Raw genomic sequence first — 16999 nt, 5'->3', positions numbered from 1 at the left:
CTATGCTGCTCCTTCCTAGCCGCGGCGAGTGTTGACCGTCCTCGTCGCGGAGTTCTTGCGTTGGTCAATTTTTAAATAATTGAAAGACAGGAACAATGGAAAACAAACAGCAGCCCTCAAAAATGCCGTATCACCGGTATATCCCTTTTCATGAGCAGATTCACGTTGAGTTGCCGGATCGCACCTGGCCAAGCAAGCGGATCACTAAAGCGCCGCGCTGGTGCGCAGTTGATTTGCGCGACGGCAACCAAGCTCTGATTGACCCGATGAGCCCGGAACGCAAGCGCATCATGTTCGAGCTGCTGGTGCAGATGGGATACAAAGAAATCGAGGTTGGCTTCCCATCGGCGAGCCAAACCGATTTTGATTTTGTCAGGGAGCTGATCACGGAGGGGCTGATCCCTGAAGATGTTACGATTCAGGTTTTGACCCAGGCACGGGAGCACCTGATTAAACGCACCTATGAGTCGCTTATCGGTGCTAAACGTGCAATAGTGCATGTTTACAACTCCACCAGTATTTTGCAGCGTGACGTGGTTTTCGGCAAAGATAAAGTGGGCATTAAAGAGCTCGCGGTGCAGGGTGCAAAAATGTGTGTCGCTGCTGAGAGCATTTGCCCCGACACTGAGATTTATTACGAGTACTCGCCGGAAAGCTACACCGGCACTGAGATCGAGTACGCCGCCGAGGTTTGTAACGCGGTGCTGGAGGTGTTTCAGCCCACGAGCGAGCGCAAAGTTATTATTAACCTGCCCGCGACCGTGGAAATGGCCACCCCCAACGTGTATGCCGACTCTATTGAGTGGATGCACCGCAATCTCAACCACCGGGAAAATGTGATTCTGTCGTTGCACCCGCACAATGACCGCGGCACCGCGGTTGCAGCTGCGGAGCTGGGGTATCTTGCCGGGGCGGATCGTATTGAGGGCTGCCTCTTCGGTAACGGGGAGCGCACCGGCAATGTTGACCTCGTGACCCTTGGCATTAATCTGCTGACGCAAGGCATTGATCCGGAAATTGATTTCTCAAATATTGATGAAATTCGCAGCAAGGTTGAATACTGCAACCAGCTGCGGGTGCCGGAGCGGGCACCGTGGGCGGGTGACCTGGTTTACACCGCTTTTTCGGGGTCACACCAGGACGCCATCAAAAAAGGCTTCGAGCGGATGGCAGCAGACGCTGCTGCTCAGGGCAAGAATGTCTCTGAGATTACCTGGGCGGTGCCATACCTGCCAATCGACCCGAAAGATTTGGGTCGAAGCTACGAAGCGGTGATCCGCGTTAACAGCCAATCCGGTAAAGGCGGCGTGGCGTACATTCTGCAGACTGACTATCACCTGTCGCTGCCGCGGCGGCTGCAGATTGAGTTTAGCGCCGTGGTGCAGCGGCACACAGACGAATATGGCGGAGAGCTCACCAGCGAAAAAATCTGGGAAATTTTCACCGATGAGTACCTGCCTGCGCAGGCGCCAGCTGATAAATGGGGCCGCTTCGAGCTGTACAGTGTGAAAACCCAAACGCTCGCGGATGACGCCGTGGAGCTCAGCGGTGTGCTGCGTGACGGTGACACTGAGTCGCAGTTTGTGAGCGTCGGTAATGGCCCGGTTGACGCTTTCTTGAAGGGCATCAACAGCATCGACAGTGCGCTGCAAATCACTCTTTATGACTATGCCGAGCACGCCATGAGCTCCGGTTCTGATGCCTTAGCCGCGAGCTATGTCGACCTTGAAGTTGCCGGGCGCAGACTTTGGGGTGTGGGTATCGATCCCTCAACAGGCAAAGCGAATCTGCAAGCGATTGTGAGCGCAGTAAACCGTGCGATTGGGCGATAGCAGGCAAAGCTTTCGCAAATAAGTTCGATAAATTGCCGCGTGGCTGTGGTGTGAATCAGAGCCGCGCGGTAATTTTGTATCTGTGATTGCATCAGTTTCAGGTATTGTCGCTGCCCGTAGCGCTGACTGGGTGGTTGTGGAGACCAGCGGTGTTGGCTACCGGATAGAAACCCCGAGCGGGGTTGCGGCGAGCTGTCATGTGGGGGAGAGTGTGAAGCTGCACACACAATTGGTTGTGCGCGAAGACAGTCACACCCTGTATGGCTTCGGCAGCACTGAAGCGCTGGAGATGTTTAACGTGCTGCTGCAGGTAAACGGTGTTGGTCCGCGCAGTGCGCTCGGCGTGCTGTCGCTGCTGGAGCCGCAAGAGATTGCCGCCGCGGTTGCCGCGGAGGACCCAAAACCGTTCACTAGAGTTTCGGGGATCGGCCCGAAGTCAGCAAAAATGATTCTGGTCTCTTTGGCTGGCAAACTCGATCGCTTCGCAGCGGCGCAGGGGGGTGCAGAAGCGATAAGTGCGAGTTCCGCTGCAGCTGATATTCCGGCGCAGGTGGTGGCGGCTCTAGCGGGTCTCGGCTGGCAGGAGAAAGATGCGGTAGCTGCGGTGGCGGATGCGCAGGCTGCAGGTGCCGGTGAAGACAACGCTGCGCTGCTCAAGGCAGCCCTGCTGTTGCTGCATAACCGTTAGGAATGATGATGACCGAGCTATCAGCCCACGCAAACACCAGTGAACTCAGTTATGAGGGGGCACTACGGCCGCAGAATCTTGACGAGTTCGTGGGCCAAACAAAGGTGCGAGAGCAGCTGCGATTGCTGCTAACAGCGGCAGGCTTGCAGCAACGTTCCCCAGATCATATTTTGCTTGCTGGCCCACCCGGTCTGGGTAAAACTACACTTTCAATGATTGTGGCTGCGGAGCTAGATAAACCCCTGCACCAAACCAGCGGCCCCGCGATTCAGCACGCGGGAGACCTGGCTGCGGTTTTGAGCGCCTTAAGTCCGGGCGAGGTGCTATTTATTGACGAGATTCATCGGATGGCGCGAGCAGCGGAAGAAATGCTATACCTGGCCATGGAAGACTTCAAAATCGACATTATGGTCGGCAAAGGCGCTGGAGCTACTTCGATTCCACTCGAGATTGCCCCCTTTACCCTAGTAGGCGCCACCACTCGTGCAGGACTACTGCCCAATCCGCTGCGTGATCGCTTCGGGTTTACCGCGCACCTTGAGTTTTATGATGAGCAAGAGCTCAGCGGGGTTTTAACCCGCGCCGCGAAACTGCTCGATTTCCCACTGCAACAAGACGCTATCGCGGAGATTGCTAGGCGCTCCCGTGGCACTCCGCGCATCGCCAACCGCTTACTCCGGCGTGTAAGGGACTACGCCCTGGTGCACGGAGTCGCCGTCGATGTGACTGCCGTGCAGCAGGCGCTTGCCCTATATGACGTTGATGCACTGGGGTTGGATCGGCTCGATCGCGAGGTGCTCCGGGCACTTATCGAGCGCTTTAACGGTGGCCCGGTTGGCGTCACCACTCTCGCCGTCACTGTCGGAGAAGAAGCAGAAACCATTGAAGCGGTTGTGGAGCCATTCTTGGTGCGCGCCGGGCTGCTATCTCGCACTCCGCGAGGGCGCATTGCTACAGCTAAAGCCTATAAAGTTTTAGGAATATCGCAGCCAAATAGCGTATAGTCAAATAGTTAAGACAATATTGAAAGAGGTTGTTGTGATCGATCCAATGTCGCTAGTAATGTTCGGTCTGCTGGCCGTGCTGATTTTCTTTATGTTCCGTAACAACAAGAAGCGTAAGGAAATGCAGGAACAGCTGCAGAACAGCCTGCGCCCAGGCGTCGAAGTGATGCTGACCAGCGGCATTTTCGGTCGAATTATCTCTATCGATAACGAAGCCAACCGCGCGGTAATCGCTTCCGGAGACGCAGCTATTGAGGTGCACACCCAGGCAATTGCGCAGACTGTGAAGCAGGAAGAAACCGCTGAGCAGGCAGCACCGCTCGACGAAAACTAGATTCCAAGTTAAGTGCACCGCTTAGGCGGTGCGCTTTTCATGTCACACGGCATGATTCTTTCGCATTTATCAAGGTGAGGTAAAAACAGTGGCTGCAGCACCGGCTGTTAAAAGCGCCAGACGTGCGCTAGTCTGGCTAATTGTGATCATCGCGGCGATTGCTGCGTTGATCGGGGTGGGTTTTAATCGCGGCGAGGCAACTCTGGTGCCGAAACTAGCACTTGACTTGCAGGGCGGTACACAGATTCTGTTGGCACCCAAAAACACTGACGGCGCAGAAGTAACCGCGGAGCAGGTGGAACAGGCTGTGGCGATTATTCGTCAGCGTGTTGATTCTTCCGGTGTTGCCGAAGCTGAGGTTGGCACCATGGGCGGTTCCAACATTCTGATTTCCATCCCGGGTAAAGCCGATCAGGCCACACTGGAGCGGATTGAAGCCTCCGCACGGCTAGATTTGCGTGCGGTTTTGGCTGTGGGCGCTGGAGCTAACGCGGTCACTGCGGAGCAAAAGCAGGCGGCCGGGCTTGACACCGCAGCAGCTGACGCTAAGCTCTATCCAGAGCCGCGCCCGAGTGAAGCCGGTAGCCTGGAATGGCTGACCCCGGCGTTAATCGACAAGTTTGACAACTTTGTGTGTTCTGACGAGGCTTTGGCGGATCTTGGGGAGGCCGATCCAGCCCTCCCACTGATTACCTGCGACACCACCGGTCAGGTAAAATACATTCTGGCGCCGGTCGAGATGACAGGTGACACCATCGCTGATGCCGGCAGCGGGCTGGTAACTACCCAGACCGGCGCGGCAACCGGGCAGTGGGCCGTAAATATTTCTTTTGACGCGGAAGGCACCAAGCAGTTTGCGGCAATTAGCCAGCGGCTTTTGGCGCAGCAAAGCCCGTACAATCAGTTTTCCTTCGTGGTTGACGGGCGCGTAATTTCAGCGCCGAGCATGAACGCCGCAATCCTCGACGGCAACGCGCAGATTACCGGTAACTTCGACGAGCAGAGCTCAGCGCTGCTGGGAGACCAGCTGAAGCACGGTGCGTTGCCGATTAGCTTCCAGGTGCAGAGCCAGGAGGATATCTCTGCAACTCTCGGTGTCAGCCAGCTGCAGGCAGGTTTGATCGCCGGCGTTATCGGTCTGCTGATCGTGGTAATTTACTCCATCTTCCAATACCGCGGGCTCGCGATTCTGACTGTGACCTCGCTGCTGGTGGCGGCATTGCTGACATACTTGCTGCTGACCCTCTTTAGCTGGCGTTACGGTTACCGCCTATCGCTGGCCGGCGTGACCGGTATTATCGTGGCGATTGGCTTCACCGCCGACAGCTTCATCGTGTACTTTGAGCGCGTGCGTGATTCGCTGCGTGATGGGCTGGGCTTGGTAGACGCCGTGCAGCAGGGGTGGAAGCAAGCCTTCCGCACGATCCTCGCCTCCGATACTATCTTCTTCCTCGCGGCGATTATTCTGTTCCTCTTAGCGGTTGGTAACGTGCGTGGTTTCGCGTTCACGCTTGGGCTCACCACACTGGTTGACTTGATTGTGGTGGCGCTGTTTACGCATCCGATGCTGACCTTGATGGCACGCACCCGATTCTGGGGTCAGGGCCATCCTGCATCGGGGTTGGATCCGCGCGCCCTCGGCGTGCCAGCTAAGTATCAGGGCCGCGGCAAAGTGAGCTCCGGGGCGCCTCGTGCAAATAAGGCGTCACGCAAGGCGAAAGCCGGACAGACTAATCAGACAATTGCAGAACGCAAGGCAGCTGCCGCGCGAGAAAATCAGGAAGGCTAAAAATGGCTAAGTTCTCATTCGCGCAGTTTGGTAACGATCTTTACACCGGTAAAAAATCGTTTGGCTTTGTTGCCAAGCGGAAGCTGTGGTATTTGCTAGCGCTCGTTTTTGTGGTGATTGCGGTGCTCGGCCCGCTGGTGCGTGGCGGCTATGCACTGGGCATTGAGTTCACCGGTGGCAGCCAGTTCCAGGTGCATGTCGGGGAGCAGGAACGCGATACTGCGCCGGCAATTGCGGCGGTTAAAGAGGTTGTTGGTGATTCTGAGCCGCGGGTTACCCTTGTGGGCACAAGTGATGTACAGGTGCAGACTGCGCAGCTCGAAAAAGCTGATTCGCAGCGCGTTGCTGAACTGCTTGCTGCTGCTTACAACGTCGACCAGAGTGAAGTGACCTCGTCATTTATTGGTGCGGTTTGGGGCAAAGATGTGACACGCTCTGCGGTGATTGCACTGGTGGTGTTCCTGTTGTTCGCAACTGTCACCATGGCGATTTACTTCCGCACCTGGAAAATGTCGCTGGCGGCGATGATCGCTCTCGCACACGACATGATTGTGACCGCTGGTGTGTATGGGCTTGCAGGCTTTGAAATCACTCCTGCAGCGGTTATCGGGTTCCTTACGATTCTCGGGTACTCCCTGTACGACACCGTGGTGGTTTTCGATAAAATTCGTGAGAACACGATTCCTGATGTGATGCGTGAGAAGCAGCAGACTTTTGCGGAGGCTGTAAATCTCGCGGTTAACCAAACCCTGGTGCGCTCGATTAACACCTCTGTTGTAGGGTTGCTGCCGGTTGGCTCGATTCTCTTTATCGGCGCATATGTGCTCGGGGCTGGAACACTGCGTGACATCGCTCTGGCGCTGTTCATCGGTATTCTTGTTGGCGCATACTCAACTATTTTCATCGCCGCACCGGTTTATGTGCACATGCGGGAAAAGGAGAGTGCGCTGCAGGAGCTTGACGCTGAAATTATCGCGGTTAAGAACGGCGAGGTTAAGAAAAAAGCGGCGCGTAAGAGCGTGAAAAAATAATTTTGCTCTGCTGACGCGTTACAATCAGGAATTATAAATTTTAATTCCTGAACTCTAGGGAGGCTGTGATGGCTAGTAACGGTGCACCAAGTTCAATTAGAAGGTTTGTGCCTCGTGTTTTCGGCCGCGGCCAGAATCCGGAGGGAATTGAGCAGCTGATCCGCACGGTGAAGGCTAATCACCCACGCTCTGATCTGGATCTAATCCGGAGAGCATACGCGGTTGCTGCGGAGTACCACCGCACGCAGGTGCGTAAAAGCGGCGAGCCGTATATTACGCATCCGGTTGCGGTGGCACAGATTCTCGCAGACTTGGGAGTTACGGCAACTGTTGTGGCGGGCGCGCTGTTGCATGACACCGTGGAAGACACAGACTACACAGTGGAGCAGCTGACCGCCGACTTTGGGGCTGAGATTGCGCTGCTGGTAGACGGAGTTACCAAGCTTGACAAGCTGCAGTACGGTGAGGCCGCGCAGGCGGAGACCGTGCGCAAGATGATTGTTGCGATGACCAAAGACATTCGGGTTTTGGTTATTAAACTGGCTGATCGTTTGCATAATGCTCGCACCTGGGGTTTTATGCCGGCAGAGAAAGCACGTTCTAAGGCTAAGGAAACCCTCGAAATTTATGCTCCTCTGGCGCACCGCCTGGGTATTCAGTCGATTAAGACTGAGCTTGAGGATCTGTCTTTCGCGGTGCTGAAACCGAAGCTCTACAGTGAGATTGAAAATCTGGTAGCTCAGCGTAATCCGCAGCGTGAGGAGCTGGTGCAGAAGGTGACCGATGCGCTAGAGTCTGATTTGCGCACCCACAAGTTGCGCGGCACTGTTACGGGTCGCCCGAAAGAGCTGTACTCGATTTATCAGAAGATGGTGGTGCGCGGCAAAGACTTTGACGAAATCTATGACCTGGTGGGAATTAGGGTTTTGGTGGAGTCGATCCGCGACTGCTATGCCGTGCTTGGCGCGGTGCACGCGCGGTGGATTCCAATCCCGGGGCGGTTTAAAGACTATATTGCGAGCCCAAAATTTAATCTCTATCAATCGCTGCACACCTCGGTGATTGGCCCTGATGGGCGCGCAGTAGAGATTCAGGTGCGCACTTATGAAATGCATCAGCGCGCAGAGTACGGTGTTGCGGCGCACTGGAAATACAAGCAGAATCAGCGTGATGGCGGGGGCGATAAAAATATTCACGCCACCGAAATGGCGTGGCTGTCGCACATTAACGATTGGCAAGCAGAGACTGCTGATCCGGGCGAATTCTTGGAGGCGTTGCGCTTTGAGATCGGGGCCAAAGAGGTTTATGTTTTCACCCCACAGGGCAAGGCAATCGGCTTGCCTGCGGGGGCAACGCCGGTAGATTTTGCCTTCGCGGTGCACACAACTGTTGGTTACAAAACCATGGGTGCGCGTGTTAATAGCCGGCTTGTCGGTCTTGAGACTGTGCTCAAAACCGGTGACGTGGTGGAGGTTTTGACCTCTAACGATCCGAATGCCGGGCCAAGCAAAGACTGGCTGAATTTTGTCAAGAGCAAGCGCGCGCAAAACAAAATTCGGCAGTGGTTCACTAAAGAACGCCGCGCGGATGCTGCAGAGAGCGGTAAAGAACAGCTGTTCAAGGAGCTACGTAAACAAAATCTGCCGCTGCAGCGTTTGATGCAGGCTGACGCGATTAAACAGGTTGCATTGGAGCTGCACTACGCCGACATCGATTCGCTCTATATTGCGATTGGTGAGGGGCGTATTTCAGCGCAGAAAACTGTGGAGCGGCTACAGCAAACCCTAGCAGGGGATGACAACAGCGAAGCCGAGAGTGTTGATCACTCACTGCCTGCCGCGAAACGGCTCTACACGAAGCAGACGAACGATTGCGGCGTGGTGGTGCGCGGCGAAGCTGACCTGTTGGTGAAGCTCGCGAAGTGCTGCACCCCAGTTCCTGGCGATGACATCGGCGGGTTTGTGACTCGGGGCCAGGGCGTTTCGGTGCATCGCACAGAGTGCCTGAACTATATTGCGCTGCAGGATCAGGCTGAACGGTTAATCGAGGTCACCTGGGCTGAGAATCAACACAATGCTTTCCTCGTCAATATTCAGGTGGAAGCGCTGGATCGTTCCCGCCTGCTGTCTGATGTGACGAGAGTTTTGGCTGAGCACCATGTAAATATTCTGTCAGCATCGGTGCAAACCTCTAGCTCGCGCGTGGCAACGAGCCGCTTCACTTTCGAAATGGCAAACGCAACCCATTTAGAGCGGGTTTTGAACGCGGTGCGGCGCATTGACGGTGTCTATGACGTTTACCGCGTCAATACCGTGTGAGACTTTGTCTCGGAGCTTTTGACAGCCATGGTGGGTGCCCGCTGGCTTTCGGTTGTGTTTGCCAGCGCTTCGGGTGTTGCCGCTTCATCTGCTGCTAGCACTGCCAGCTGGTGCAGCGCTGTGCGTTTTTGCGGATGCCGCCGCTCAGTCACAACCGCGGTGAGTGCAGGCAGCTTCAGGCCGAGGCTCAGCCGTAACCGGTGGCAGGTTAGCAGCGTGGTGTGCGGGTCTTTGCCAGGGTGATACAGCAGATCTAACAGGGTGCGTAGTCGGCTGGTCACAGTTAGCCCCTGATAGGTGACTAGATCTTCCGGGCGGTATCTGCTGTAGTGCGCGACAACATGCAGCGCCGGGGTGGTGCTGTCCGGCAGCTGAGTGCTGACCCGGCTGTACGGTGGTAACGTATTTACCTCAAGACAAGGTGGCAAGCCCTGCAGCGCATTCCACACCCATGCTGCGGTGCTGCGACACAGCGCCACCCGCTGTGGGTGCGGCAGCAGCGGAGCTAAACTATAAAGTCGGGCGAGCGGAACCTCTGCTGTGTGCGGCAGGCAAAAGCCGGCGCCGAGCCTCATCACTTCGCCACGGCTGAGGTGCCGCTGCAGCACGGGTGCAGGCAGGGTGTGCAGCATCGGCAAAGCTTGAACCGTGAGGGGATACGGGTTGAATTGTGCGACAGAAATACTCATAAATAAAGTTTGGGCCGCGTACGTTACGTATGCGACCCAAACTCAGAATCTGTTGAAAACTCAGCCAGGTGAGAGCGTGGCAACACGCTCAACAGCTAACCTTCATGCAGGTTAGCTGAGCGCTGCTAGCCATTCCTGCTGCGTCTTGAGCTTTTCTTCCAGCGCGGTTTTTCGTGCGCCGGTAGCTTCTTGCAGCTCCGCCTGAATCTCAGCGATAGAAGTCTCTAGCTGCCCGCGCAGTCCAGCGCTGCGAGCCTCTGGCTCTGGGTCGGTGGCCTTCCAGTAGTCTTCTTCAAGCTGCTTTACGTGATCCTCAAGCTTGCGCATGCGTGACTCTACCTCACGCACATTCTGCTTTGGGACACGGCCAATTTCATCCCAACGTAGCTGCAGCGCAGTCAGCTGCTGTCGTGCGGCTTTGTGATCAGTCAGCTGCAGCAGCGCTTCGCCTTCGCCCAGCAGCTCCTGCTTACGCACCAGGTTCTCGCTCTGCTCACCGTCAACAACAGCCATTTCAGCTGCGCGAGCGCTGTAGAGCACATCGCCTGCTGCTTTAAACCGTTCCCACAGGGAGTCTTCAATCTTGCGGTTTGCGCGTGGCATCGCTTTCCACTCGTCAAGCAGCTGCCGGTAGCTTGGAATCGCGGCAGCGCCCTGCGCGGCGAGCTCTTCAGCGCGTGCGATGATGCGCTCCTTGCCTGCCTTCACCTCTTTATTGGTGGCGTCAATCTGTGCAAAGTAACGGCGGCGAGCCTGCTCGAAACCCTGCCGCGCGTTGCGGAACCGTTTCCACAGCGCATCAGCCTGAGTTTTCGGCAGCTGTACGGTAGTGCGCTGGTGGTGCTGCCACTGCGCAAACAAATCTTCGAAAGCTTTGCCGGTGTCTTTCCAGCGAATCTTGTCGTGCGGCTGTGCGGCCAGCTCTTCTGCTGCCACCACAATCGCCTCTCGCTCTGCCGCAGCTTGCGCTTTAGCTGCTTCCTTCTGGGCTTTCTGCGCGGCTGCAAATTCTGCGGCGCGGGTTTCCAGTGCGGCAACACGGTCACGCAGTGCCGCCAGGTTACCAACCGCAGCCGGTTCTTTCACCTGCTCAGCCAGCTTCGCGACAGTCTGTACAACCTGCACTCCAGCGGTGCCCTGCGAGATACGAGCCTCAGCCAGCGTCACCTGACCCATCAAATCTTCAAAACGGCGGGTGTAGAAGGCCATCGCTTCGGCTGGGCTGCCGTCAGAGAATTGACCCACTGCTCGTTCGGTATCGCCGTCTTTCACGTAGACAGTGCCATCTGCGTCGACACGGCCAAATTCGTTCTGGATAGTTTCTTCGGTCACGGTCAGTCTCTTTCGCTAGCGAGTGAACGGTGCCATGCACCGCTGAATAGGACGCTTCTAACTATACCCGGTTAATCTGTGTTTATACAGCGCAGCACAGTTTCGGCACCCTCACTAGTTATAAAATGAGACTTATGGAATCAGGGCAGACATTTGCGGGGCGAGCTGTGCGCCAGCCACTGGCGGTTAGGATGCGCCCAAGCACCCTCACTGAGGTGGTGGGGCAGCAGCATATTCTGTATCCGGGTTCACCGTTGATGCAGCTGGCAGAGTCTGACACATCTGGCGTTTCGGTGATTCTTTGGGGCCCGCCAGGCACCGGGAAAACCACCATTGCGCAGGCGCTGGCTCGCAGCAGTGGCAAAAAATTTGTTGAGCTCTCCGCTGTTACCGCGGGCATTAAAGACGTGCGGCAGGTGATGGAAGAAGCACTTCGCGGTCGCGACCTGTTCAACACGCAGACGGTGTTGTTCCTCGACGAAATCCATCGCTTCTCAAAAGCGCAGCAGGACGCGCTGCTGCCCGGGGTAGAAAATGGCTGGGTGACGCTGGTCGCGGCGACCACTGAAAATCCTTCTTTCTCCGTAATCTCGCCGCTGCTTTCACGCTCGTTGCAGGTAACGCTGCAACCGCTGCGAGATCCCGACCTGCAGACACTGCTGGAGCGTGCAATAGCTGCGCCGCAGGGGCTCGCGGGAGCGGTTACTTGCACTCCGGAGGCGCTGCAAGCACTGGTGCAGTTTGCCGCGGGAGACGCGCGGCGGGCATTAACCACGTTGGAAGCTGTGGCCGCTGCGGTGCTGGCAGGGGAGGGCGGATCCACACTCCCTGAAGAAGGCCCCGAGACGCCCGAAATCACTGCGGAGGTGGTTGCGAAAATCGCAGATCGGGCGCTGTTACGGTACGACAAGAATGGCGATCAGCACTACGATGTCACCAGCGCTTTTATTAAGTCTATTCGCGGCTCTAATCCCGATGCGGCGCTGCACTACCTGGCGCGGATGATTGCCGCGGGTGAGGATCCGCGTTTTATTGCGCGACGCCTGATGGTGCACGCTGCGGAAGATATTGGAATGGCGGATCCGCAAGCCCTGGTGGTTGCCACCGCGGCAGCGCAGGCAACCCAGCTGATTGGTTTGCCGGAGGCTCGATTGCCACTGGCGGAGGCCACTATTTATTTGGCAACCGCGCCGAAATCGAACGCGGTGATTCGAGGCATTGATGCGGCGCTTGCGGATGTGCAGGCTGGCAAATGCGGAGTGGTGCCGCTGCATCTGCGTGATGCACACTATCCCGGTGCTAAAAAACTCGGGCACGGGGTGGGGTATCAGTATCCGCACAATGACCCGCGCGGTGTGCTGCCACAGCAGTATCTGCCCGACACTTTACAGGGCACAAAGTACTATGTGCCGGCGCGGCACGGCAAAGAGGCAGTGATAGCAGAAAGATTACAGGCGATTCGTGACATCACCGACCGATAACGGGGTTTTACGGCAGCTATTTTGGCCGGTTTATGCTCCGACAGTGCTGTTTGGGATGGCGGCTGCCGCAGTTTTTAGTGTGCAGGTGTTAGCGCTCTTGCAATTTGGTGCTCCCGCAGCTACCGCGACAGCTCTGATCGCTCTGGTCGGCATTCTAGCTGTAAGTTTTTCGATGCCGGCCGGTGTGCTGATTGACCGTGTTGGAGAGCCGCGAGCGATTGCCTACTCCACTGTGATTGTTGCGCTATTTTTGACACTCTCCGGGGTTGCTCTGATGCTCAACAGCAGCACAGTGAGCTTTGGGATTTTTGTGGCTGCGATGCTGCTGCGGGTGCCTGCGATGGCGGTGTGGAACCTGGCGCGGCAAGTTTTAGTCGCGACAGCAATTCCCGCTGCGCTGCGCGGTCGCGCCATGACCGGGTTGGGTGGATCGCAGCGAGCTGGGGCCTTGCTTGGCCCGCTTTGCGCTGCGGGCCTGCTGCTCATCCTGCCGCTGTGGAGTGTTTACTTTTTCGCGGCAGCTTGTGTAGCTGTGGCCTACCTCTGCGCCACCCGCGCCCCGGTCTCCGATAAAAACCGTTTTGCGGGAGAGCCTGTCGGCCAGTCTGCCGCAAACAGTGCAGCACGCAGTGCCGATACAGAGTCTGCAAACGACAAAGTTCGATGGTCAGCAGTGCTAATAATTGGTTGCAGTATTATGATCCTCAGCGCCATGCGGGTTTTGCTGCCGGTACTGCTCACCCTATTAGGCGTCGCATTGCAGTTAGCGCCCTCACAAATAGCTTTGCTGTTGGCAATTGGAGCAGCTGTTGAACTGCTGTTTATGGTGCCGGGAGGCTGGTTTAAAGATCACGTAGGGCGAATCGCAACTCTGTTTTTGTGTCTGGTTTCGTTCGGAGGGGGATACATCATTCTCGCCTTTTCCAACACATTCACGGGGATGCTGTTGGGAGTTTTGGTGATATCAGTGGGCAATGGTTTTGGTGCCGGAATCAACATGACAATCGGAGCTGATTTAAGTCCCGCGCGTGGCAAAGCAAAATTTTTAGGGTTGTGGGCGATGTTTTCAGGCGCTGCGGCGGTCTTTGGTCCGGGGACGGTAGCTGCGCTATTGGCGCTGCAGTCACTACAGTTTGTAATGTTTGCCGTTCCCGCAGCAGCTTTCATAGCTGCCATCTGGAGCGTAGTCACTAAAAAAATAACGCGACTGAAATAGCGGCTGGCAGCACCCTGCGCCTGTTTTGTGTTAGTATTGCTAATGGCCATTTTTAGCTTTAAAAGCTGAAGTAATGAGCTTTTGCTCACAGGGCAGAGCCTTGCGGTTTCTGCGCTGGTCGTTTTCTTACCGGTTCGCCGGTTAGCGGCGTCGCGTGCACGTTCCTACGTGCGGGCGCTGCGCAGGCCGAGAAAACAACGCCTATTTATGGCATCGCAGAAATCAATTAAAGAAAGGCAGTGAAGTGTCAAAGACTACACGCACTCGCGCTAAGGTACGTCAGTCACGTGCCCTTGGCATTGCGCTCACCCCGAAAGCTGCTCGTTACCTCGAGAAGCGCCCATATGCACCAGGTCAGCACGGCCGCACCAAGCGTAAGAGCGACAGCGACTACGCAGTTCGTCTGCGCGAGAAGCAGCGTCTTCGCGCACAGTACGGCATTCGCGAGAAGCAGCTGCGCATTGTCTTCAACGAGGCACGCCGTCAGTCAGGTCTGACCGGTGAAAACCTGGTTGAGCTGCTGGAGATGCGGCTTGATGCACTGGTGCTGCGCGCAGGTTTTGCTCGCACCCAGGCACAGGCTCGTCAGATCGTTGTGCATCGTCATATCCTTGTTGACGGCAAGATTGTTGACCGCCCATCATTCCGCGTGAAGCCAGGTCAGCAGATTAACGTGAAAGAGCGTTCAGAGGGCCTGGAGCCATTCCAGGTAGCTGCAGCAGGCGGCCACGCAGAGGTTCTGCCTCCGGTTCCTGCTTACCTCGAGGTTGAGCTCGACAAGCTGCAGGCTAAGTTGGTTCGTCGCCCAGAGCGTAAAGAAGTTCCAATCATCTGCGAAGAGCAGCTGGTTGTTGAGTACTACTCAGGTCGCTAATAGCTTGAGCTTAAAGCCCCGGTTCGTAATCGAGCCGGGGCTTTTGCTGTGCACGCGCTCGTGAGAGGCAATGAGCTGGGCACACAAAGCAAGTTGGGTGCTAACTAAGTGAGGCAGTGGGGTTATACAATAATCAGCATGGTAGAAATTGTGAAAGTCTCAGATCCCGAATGCTTAACAGCGGCAGCTATTAACGATCTTTACACCGCTGTGGGATGGACTTCCTACACAAATGATTTGGCAGCACTACTGGCCGGCATTGTTTCCAGTGACGTGGTAGTAGCGGCATTTAATGCTGAGCGTTTGGTGGGTTTGTGCAGGGTGCTAACTGATTTTCACACGATAGCTTACGTGCAGGATATTTTGGTGGATCCAGCGCAGCGGCGACAGGGCATCGCAACGCGGCTGCTAGAGTGTGCCTTGAGTGACCTGCGGGTGCGACAAACAGTTTTATTAACTGATGCCGAAACAGCACAGCGTAACTTTTATGAGTCTTGCGGGTTCACCGAGATACGTGACTTCACGGATTTTCAGTTGCGCAGTTTTGTGAAATTTGCTTAAAGCCTCTCACAAGGCAGGCGGCTGCGCGCAATGCTGATCCACCTCCCATAAAATGTTGGGTAGCGCCGTGTTTCGCAGTTTTGGGTTAGCGTTGCAACTGCTGTTTGTGGTTGCGCGACTGGCTGCGATTTTGGGTCAGGAACACGGCAGCCGCAACCACGATAGCCAGGATAGAACCAGCCATCACCGCGAGACGGGCGGTGTCTTGGTCAGCTGCGCTCACAAAACTCAGCTCGGCAATTAGCAGGGACACTGTGAAGCCGATACCCGCGAGGGTAGCCACGCCCAGCACCTGACGCCACTTAATCGCCGGATCAAGCTCTGCCTGAGTGAACTTCGTGACAGCCCAGGTGGTGAGCATAATGCCCAGCGGCTTACCGATGACAAGACCCAGCACGATACCGTAGACAATCGGGTCAAATGGGAAACGGGCTTCGCCTGACAGCGAAACGCCGGCAGAGAAGAAAGCAAAAATCGGCACGGCAATGCCAGTAGAGAGCGGCTGGAAGCGGAACGCTAATTTTTCTGCCAGGTGCGATCCATCCTTGGCAATCACAGGCACGGTAAATGCCAGCAGCACCCCGGCGATGGTAGCGTGCACCCCGCTGATGAGGAAAAACGCCCAAGTGATAACACCCAGTGGCAGTAGAATAACCCAAGCGCTCCAAGCCTGCTCTGCAAAGAATCGCGAGAATTTCTGTGTTAAGAAACCGTAAAGCGCCAGCGGAATCAGCGCTAGGCCGAGCGCCCAGAACTGCACCTGGCTGGTGTAAAACACCGCAATAATCAAAATTGCCAGCAGATCATCAACAACCGCAAGAGTTAACAGGAACATGCGCAGCGCGGTGGGCACCCCGGGAGCGATTACTCCCAGAATAGCAACCGCGAAAGCAATATCGGTTGCGGTTGGAATAGCCCACCCGTGCGCGAAACCAGTTTGTGCGTTAAAAGTTAAGAAGATTACAGCTGGCACCAGAGCACCGCCGAAGGCAGCAGCAACAGGCACAATCGCGGTTTGAAATTTACTGAGCTCGCCGTGCACAAACTCGTGTTTCAGCTCCAAGCCGACGAGGAAGAAAAAGATTGCGAGTAGCCCGTCAGCAGCCCAGTGCCCGATGCTGAGTTTCAGATCGAGTTGCTCGAAGCCAAAAATATTCTCCAAGCCGACATAGGTGCCACGCAGGTTAAAGAAGGTCTCTGCGGCAGGCGAATTGGCGAAAATAAAACCCAAGAGAGCTGCAACGATGATAATCGCGCCCCCCACCATTTCGGCCCGCAGCAGCCGTCCGACACGGACAACCTCGCGCCTTCTAGCGAGTCTGAAGATTCGCCGTTTTTGACCTTTTTGGCTCGGGGCTTTGGGAGCGTGCGAATAGGTTTGTGACATCATCTCTCGGGTTCTTTAATTCAGCATCTAATCACGCGGCAGAAGCACTGTTGAGCATTCCGCGGTGGGCGCGGCAAACCTGCCACAAGACCTAATTTTACCGTACCAGCGGTGAGGGGTGACCGTCGGCAACTAGCTATCTAGCGGTGTTGGTTACGGCTGCGCTTAGCTGCTTTAGCAAACTCGGCCTGCTTTTTTTGGTGCTTAACGTGCGCTGCATCGCTGTCGGATTTGCGCACAGAAGCCACCGCCAGCACGAAACTGATGCCCCAGGTCGCCCACACTAGAAAACGACGCCAATCGCGCGGCATTTTCTTGGTTTGCTTCGCAACGCCCAAAGCTCCAACAGCGGAGCTGATAATGCCACTGTTAAGCACGTAACGTCCAATACCCATTTTTCCTCTTTTCTGCGTAGAACCGCTTAGCGTACTGCGTGAGAAAACACTTTGCTGCAGCACAGTCT

General features: G+C 55.9%; 15 protein-coding genes. 11 read left to right on the top strand and 4 right to left on the bottom strand.

Annotated elements, in window-relative coordinates:
- Positions 1–95: 95 nt before the first annotated feature.
- From leuA to F5897_RS04805, 7 genes are all read left to right on the top strand, one after another.
- Positions 96–1832: a 2-isopropylmalate synthase gene (leuA, locus tag F5897_RS04835; RefSeq protein ID WP_183304681.1), complete on the top strand. Its 1737-nt coding sequence runs from the start codon at positions 96–98 to the stop codon at positions 1830–1832.
- Between the two features lie 82 nt (positions 1833–1914).
- Positions 1915–2520, top strand: coding sequence for a Holliday junction branch migration protein RuvA (ruvA, locus tag F5897_RS04830; RefSeq protein WP_183304680.1), 606 nt, complete (start codon positions 1915–1917; stop codon positions 2518–2520).
- 5 nt (positions 2521–2525) lie between these two features.
- Positions 2526–3524 (top strand): Holliday junction branch migration DNA helicase RuvB, encoded by a 999-nt coding sequence (gene ruvB / locus F5897_RS04825; protein ID WP_124824204.1) that lies wholly within the window; start codon positions 2526–2528, stop codon positions 3522–3524.
- A 34-nt stretch (positions 3525–3558) separates the two neighbouring features.
- Positions 3559–3858: a preprotein translocase subunit YajC gene (locus F5897_RS04820; RefSeq protein ID WP_233574306.1), complete on the top strand. Its 300-nt coding sequence runs from the start codon at positions 3559–3561 to the stop codon at positions 3856–3858.
- Between the two features lie 88 nt (positions 3859–3946).
- Entirely contained in the window at positions 3947–5647 is a 1701-nt protein-coding gene (gene secD, locus F5897_RS04815; protein WP_124824203.1) for a protein translocase subunit SecD, read from the top strand.
- Between the two features lie 2 nt (positions 5648–5649).
- Positions 5650–6678 (top strand): protein translocase subunit SecF, encoded by a 1029-nt coding sequence (secF, locus tag F5897_RS04810; RefSeq protein ID WP_183304679.1) that lies wholly within the window; start codon positions 5650–5652, stop codon positions 6676–6678.
- A gap of 68 nt (positions 6679–6746) precedes the next feature.
- Positions 6747–8996: a RelA/SpoT family protein gene (locus F5897_RS04805; protein WP_183304678.1), complete on the top strand. Its 2250-nt coding sequence runs from the start codon at positions 6747–6749 to the stop codon at positions 8994–8996.
- Here F5897_RS04805 and F5897_RS04800 read toward each other — a convergent pair.
- Both F5897_RS04800 and F5897_RS04795 read right to left on the bottom strand, forming a co-directional pair.
- On the bottom strand, positions 8975–9685 hold the full coding sequence (locus F5897_RS04800; RefSeq protein WP_183304677.1) for a hypothetical protein: 711 nt from the start codon (positions 9683–9685) through the stop codon (positions 8975–8977). The genes F5897_RS04805 and F5897_RS04800 overlap by 22 nt on opposite strands.
- 111 nt (positions 9686–9796) lie before the next feature.
- On the bottom strand, positions 9797–11017 hold the full coding sequence (locus tag F5897_RS04795) for a DUF349 domain-containing protein (protein ID WP_124824199.1): 1221 nt from the start codon (positions 11015–11017) through the stop codon (positions 9797–9799).
- A 134-nt stretch (positions 11018–11151) separates the two neighbouring features.
- On the opposite strand from F5897_RS04795, the gene F5897_RS04790 reads away from it, so the two are divergent.
- The 4 genes from F5897_RS04790 (at position 11152) to F5897_RS04775 (ending at position 15149) form a co-directional block, all read left to right on the top strand.
- The gene (locus F5897_RS04790) at positions 11152–12498 is read left to right on the top strand and encodes a replication-associated recombination protein A (RefSeq protein ID WP_183304676.1); all 1347 of its coding nucleotides are present in this window, start codon (positions 11152–11154) and stop codon (positions 12496–12498) included.
- Complete coding sequence (locus F5897_RS04785; protein ID WP_183304675.1) at positions 12479–13714, top strand: MFS transporter; 1236 nt, start codon at positions 12479–12481, stop codon at positions 13712–13714. The genes F5897_RS04790 and F5897_RS04785 overlap by 20 nt, the downstream gene beginning before the upstream one ends.
- A 244-nt stretch (positions 13715–13958) precedes the next feature.
- Positions 13959–14588 carry a 30S ribosomal protein S4 gene (rpsD, locus tag F5897_RS04780; protein ID WP_124824196.1) on the top strand — a complete coding sequence of 210 codons (630 nt, stop codon included), beginning with the start codon at positions 13959–13961 and terminating at the stop codon, positions 14586–14588.
- A 138-nt stretch (positions 14589–14726) separates the two neighbouring features.
- Positions 14727–15149, top strand: coding sequence for a GNAT family N-acetyltransferase (locus F5897_RS04775; RefSeq protein WP_183304674.1), 423 nt, complete (start codon positions 14727–14729; stop codon positions 15147–15149).
- Positions 15150–15234: 85 nt separating this feature from the next.
- Here the strand turns inward: F5897_RS04775 and nhaA are convergent, their stop codons facing one another.
- Entirely contained in the window at positions 15235–16536 is a 1302-nt protein-coding gene (gene nhaA / locus F5897_RS04770) for a Na+/H+ antiporter NhaA (RefSeq protein WP_183304673.1), read from the bottom strand.
- A 140-nt stretch (positions 16537–16676) separates the two neighbouring features.
- A complete protein-coding gene (locus F5897_RS04765; RefSeq protein ID WP_183304672.1) occupies positions 16677–16931 on the bottom strand; it encodes a hypothetical protein in 255 nt (84 codons plus the stop codon).
- Positions 16932–16999 lie beyond the last annotated feature (68 nt).

The sequence above is a fragment of the Canibacter oris genome (assembly GCF_014197205.1).
Lineage (GTDB): Bacteria > Actinomycetota > Actinomycetes > Actinomycetales > Microbacteriaceae > Canibacter > Canibacter oris.
The sequence above is the reverse complement of the archived record's forward strand: the minus strand, read 5'-3'. Positions and strand labels throughout refer to the sequence as shown.